Source organism: Paenibacillus darwinianus, assembly GCF_000598065.1.
GTDB lineage: Bacteria > Bacillota > Bacilli > Paenibacillales > Paenibacillaceae > Paenibacillus_I > Paenibacillus_I darwinianus.
This window is the reverse complement of the sequence record NZ_KK082224.1, coordinates 1-4,379: the sequence shown is the minus strand read 5'-3', so window position 1 is coordinate 4,379 and position 4,379 is coordinate 1. Positions and strand designations below refer to the sequence as shown.

General features: G+C 61.5%; 6 protein-coding genes. All 6 read right to left on the bottom strand.

All coding sequences use genetic code 11. The features are described from left to right. On the bottom strand, positions 1-473 hold a 473-nt coding region (locus BG52_RS14645), incomplete at its 3' end, for a primosomal protein N' family DNA-binding protein (protein WP_036586433.1). Further along, complete coding sequence (gene coaBC / locus BG52_RS14640) at positions 470-1,765, bottom strand: bifunctional phosphopantothenoylcysteine decarboxylase/phosphopantothenate--cysteine ligase CoaBC (RefSeq protein WP_081793926.1); 1,296 nt, start codon at positions 1,763-1,765, stop codon at positions 470-472. The genes coaBC and BG52_RS14645, both read right to left, overlap by 4 nt. Before the next feature lie 78 nt (positions 1,766-1,843). Beyond that, complete coding sequence (gene rpoZ / locus BG52_RS14635) at positions 1,844-2,056, bottom strand: DNA-directed RNA polymerase subunit omega (protein ID WP_036586432.1); 213 nt, start codon at positions 2,054-2,056, stop codon at positions 1,844-1,846. A gap of 19 nt (positions 2,057-2,075) precedes the next feature. Beyond that, a complete protein-coding gene (gene gmk / locus BG52_RS14630; RefSeq protein WP_036586435.1) occupies positions 2,076-2,699 on the bottom strand; it encodes a guanylate kinase in 624 nt (207 codons plus the stop codon). Positions 2,700-2,713: 14 nt separating this feature from the next. Next, complete coding sequence (remA, locus tag BG52_RS14625) at positions 2,714-2,974, bottom strand: extracellular matrix/biofilm regulator RemA (protein ID WP_020615370.1); 261 nt, start codon at positions 2,972-2,974, stop codon at positions 2,714-2,716. 292 nt (positions 2,975-3,266) lie between these two features. Beyond that, a partial coding sequence (locus BG52_RS14620) for a methylenetetrahydrofolate reductase (RefSeq protein WP_036667595.1) occupies positions 3,267-4,379 on the bottom strand: 1,113 nt, incomplete at its 5' end.

Below are 4,379 nucleotides of genomic sequence, written 5' to 3'. Positions count from 1 at the left end.
TCCGGCAGCCGCGGCAGCAAGGCCAGCTGGCCTGTTTCGTCTGCTCCGGTTTCTTCCTCCGCGCTTTCGGAGGCGGCAGCCGCCTCCGTCCCGCTTTTATCGTATTCGGAGCCGTTCTCCGGTATGTAAACATATCGCTCGGCCTTTCCCTTGAGCGCCGCCGGAACCATCGCCTGCAGCGCTGTCGTCCAGGTGCAGCAGTAGGTGTCGCTGATCCACCGGGCCAGCTCGATCAGATCCGCGCGCAGCGGAGGCATCGGATCAAGCAGCTCCGCGACCGGCTTCACACGCTTGGCTTCCACCTCAGCCTGGCCGGTGAAGCCGACGACAAAACCTTGCAGCGTCCGGCCGCCGAACGGCACCGCCACCCGGCTGCCGACCTCAATCCAGCTCTGCATCGGGGCGGGCACTGCATAATCGAACGGCCTGTCCGTCTGCCGGCTCGGCACGTCGACGATGACGCGCGCAATCATGAGTCCGCCTCCTCCTGGGACGAGCCGCCGGTCAAGCCGCGTGCGCTTGACCGCTCGCCAGGCAGCTCCACGGAGCGCGCTATGCCGGCGCCGACCCGTTCGGCGACCAGCCGCATCAGCCGCAGCCCGACCTCCCTTTTGGTCAGCATCGGCCACTGCGCAGCCAAGCCGTCGGCGTCGAACAGCTGCACCACGTTCGTATCCCCGTTAAAGCCTGCACCCTCGGCCGTCACATCGTTAGCGACGATGAGGTCGCACTTTTTGCGGCGCAGCTTGTCCATTGCGTATACGGCGACATCGTTCGTCTCGGCCGCGAAGCCGACGAGGAATTGGCCCGACTTGCGCCGGCCCGCCTCCTCCAGAATGTCGGCCGTCTTCTCCAGCTCGATCACAAGCCGATCGCCGGTTTTCTTCAGCTTCGCATCATGCCTGACGATCGGGCGGTAATCGGCGACCGCCGCCGCCTTGACGATAATATCCGACTCGTCAAAGCGGTCCATTACCGCCCCCAGCATGTCTGCCGCCGACTCGACCCGCACCGCGTGCACGCCTTCCGGCAGCGCGCCGACGGATTTCGTCGCGACCAGCGTCACCTCCGCGCCCAAATCGCGGGCGGCCTCGGCGACCGCGATTCCCATTTTGCCGGAGGAGTCGTTCGTAATATAGCGAACCGCGTCAATCCGCTCGATCGTGCCGCCCGCCGTCACAAGCACCCGGCGTCCGGTCAGGTTGCCCCGCTCCTTGAAACAGGCCTCCACGGCCCTGACAATCTCGTCCGGCTCGGCCAATCGGCCTTTGCCGACATAGCCGCACGCGAGCTGCCCGGTTCCCGGCTCCACGAAACGAACCCCTCGCTCCCCGAGCAGACGGATGTTGTCCGCCACCGCCGGATGGGCGTACATATGCACATTCATGGCGGGCGCGGCCAGCACCGGCGCGGTTGTCGCCAGCAGCGTCGTGCTGAGCATATCGTCCGCCAGCCCGTGCGCCATTTTGGCGAGTATATTGGCGGTCGCCGGGGCGATGACGACGAGGTCCGCCCGGTCCGCGAGATCGATGTGAGACACCGCCGCAGCGTCGCGCTCGTCGAACGTATCGGTGTGCACGTCATGCCGCGACAAGGTCTGCAGCGTGAGCGGCGTAATGAACTTGACCGCCGATTCGGTCATGATCACATGCACGTTCGCTCCGGCCTGCACCAGCTTGCTGCACAGCGCGGCCGCCTTGTAAGCGGCGATTCCTCCCGTGATGCCCAGTACGATCGTCTTTCCTTTCAGTACGGATGCTGTCAATACCAACGCCCCCTTGCGGCATAATCATTCGTTTCTAAAAAAAGAACAACCCGCGTTTCGAGGGTTGTCGCCGTTCATTCATTCATTTTTTACATTTGGATCCGATTCGACCTGAACGATGTCGTTGTAGATCTCCTCCAGCGCAACGCCAACGTATTTATGCGATTTGGCGCCCTTCAGCTCCGAAACCGTGCCGTCCCGCAGCAGCCGTGCGCGCCGCGAGGCCGCTACGACCAGGGAGTACTTGCTGTCAACCTTCTTCATCATCTCGTCGATGGATGGATATAACATTTTTTTCTATTCACCTCGCTCAAGCTTTTGCTTTCTCAATAACGGCCTGCAGCTCCGCATATCCGGCAAGAAACCGTTCGCGGCGGCAATGCTCGGCAGTCACAATGCTCTGAATCCGATGGCAGGCAGCGTCAATCTCGTCGTTGACGACCGCGTAATCGTAATGGCGGATAAGGCCCATCTCGTCGACGGCAACCGACATGCGGTGATCGATCACCGAAGTCGTCTCCGTGCCGCGCCCCGTGATCCGCTGCTTCAACTCGTCGAGCGACGGCGGCAGCAGAAAAACGAACACGCCCTCCGGAAACTTATCCTTTACTTTCAGCGCGCCCTGCACTTCGATCTCCAGAATGACGTCCTTGCCTTCGGCGATCGTCTTGTCGACGAAATCGCGCGGCGTGCCGTAGTAGTTGCCGACATATTCGGCATACTCGAGCAGCGCGTCCCGGGCGATCATATCCTGGAACTGCTCCTTGCTTTTGAAAAAATAGTTAATGCCGTCCATTTCGCCCTGACGGGGCTGACGCGTGGTCGCCGAGACGGAATAAACGAGCTCGGGCATCTTGTGCCTGAGCACCGAGCAGACGGTGCCTTTCCCGACGCCGGACGGACCGGACAATACGATTAACAGTCCCTTTTTCATGTTACGCTCCATTTTTATTCGTCGTGATCGTCATCCTTGGTCGATAGCCGGTGCGCGACCGTCTCCGGCTGAACCGCAGACAGGATAACGTGGTCGCTGTCGGTGATGATGACGGCACGCGTGCGCCTGCCATAGGTTGCGTCGATCAGCATGTGGCGGTCCCTTGCCTCCTGGATGATCCGCTTGATCGGTGCAGATTCCGGACTTACGATCGAGATGATCCGATTAGCCGAAACGATGTTGCCGAAACCGATATTAATGAGTTTGATTGCCATGGCCTGGTCCCCTCCGGTCTTCCTACTGCCGATCCCTTGCCTCCATGCTTTCCAATGCAGACAGATGATTGCTCCATACTTATAACATATGCAGTCTATTCTTGACGAAAAAGAGAGAGAGCATACGTTCGCGCCCGCACTTCGCCACATCGGCGCCGGCCCGGCTGCGGTCAGCCTGTCCCCGGCGGTTGCCGTTCGCAGGGCAGGTGCATCCATTACCTCATATTTTAATTCATTTTTCACGCAGGAACAAGAGAAAAAGCGCACGCGCCCGAAAAAGCGAGATAGGCGGCTACACCGTCGCTTGGCGGCCCGTTTTGTCGAGCACGTAACGGGTAAGCTGCACCGACATGTCGTAAAACAAAAAAGGAGTAATCAGATAAATGCCGTTAAAATGCTCGACCGCCGCGTCCAGCAGTTCCTCCGCGATCCGCACGCCCTCCGCGCGCCCCGCTTCGCCCTCCAGCCCGGCCATCCGTTTGCGCACATCGTCCGACAATTGAATGCCCGGAACCTCGTTATGCAGGTATTCCGCGTTGCGGCCGCTCGCGAGCGGCATGATGCCGAGAAAAACCGGAACGGGCAAATGCCTGGTCAGCTCGGCGATCCGCGCGATAAGTCCGGTATCGTAGACCGGCTGCGTCATGATGTAATCGGCGCCTGATTCGATTTTGCGCTCCAGCCGCTGGATTGCTTTGTCCAAATATTTGACGTTCGGGTTGAAAGCGGCGCCGACGACGAAGCTCGCCTTCTGCTTCAGCGGTTTGCCCGAGAAGGCCGTGCCGTCGTTGAGCTGCTTGATCATCCGGATCATCTCGAACGACGTCAGGTCGTACACCGAGCTGGAGCCGGGCAGGTCGCCGAACCGCGCCGGATCGCCCGTCACGGCCAGCACATGATCGATGCCGAGCGCGTCGAGCCCCATCATATGCGATTGCGTGCCGATCAGATTGCGGTCTCGGCAGGCGATATGAACGAGCGGACGCAGGCCGGTCCGTTCCTTGACGATCGCGGCCAGCGCAAGATTGCTCATCCGCGTCACGGCGAGCGAATTGTCCGCCATCGTGACGGCGTCGACGCCGGCGCTCTTCAATGCGGCGGCCCCGTCCATAAATTTGCGGATGTCGAGATCGCGCGGCGGGTCAAGCTCGACGATAACCGTATGGCGTTCCCGCACGAGCTCGACGATCGAAGGCCCGAAGCCGTCGGGCGATCCGCCGTCCGCTGCAGCGCGGCGCGCTTCGGGCTGCGCCCCGGTCTGGGGAGCAGCCGAACCGGCCGGCACCGCAGGAGCAACGGCTGCGGGCGCAATAATCGCGGCGGACGATCCGTCCGTCACCTGGCCCGCTTCCGCCGGCTGCGGGCTGTAGCCGGCAAGCGCGGCCGCGATTGCCGCAACATGCTC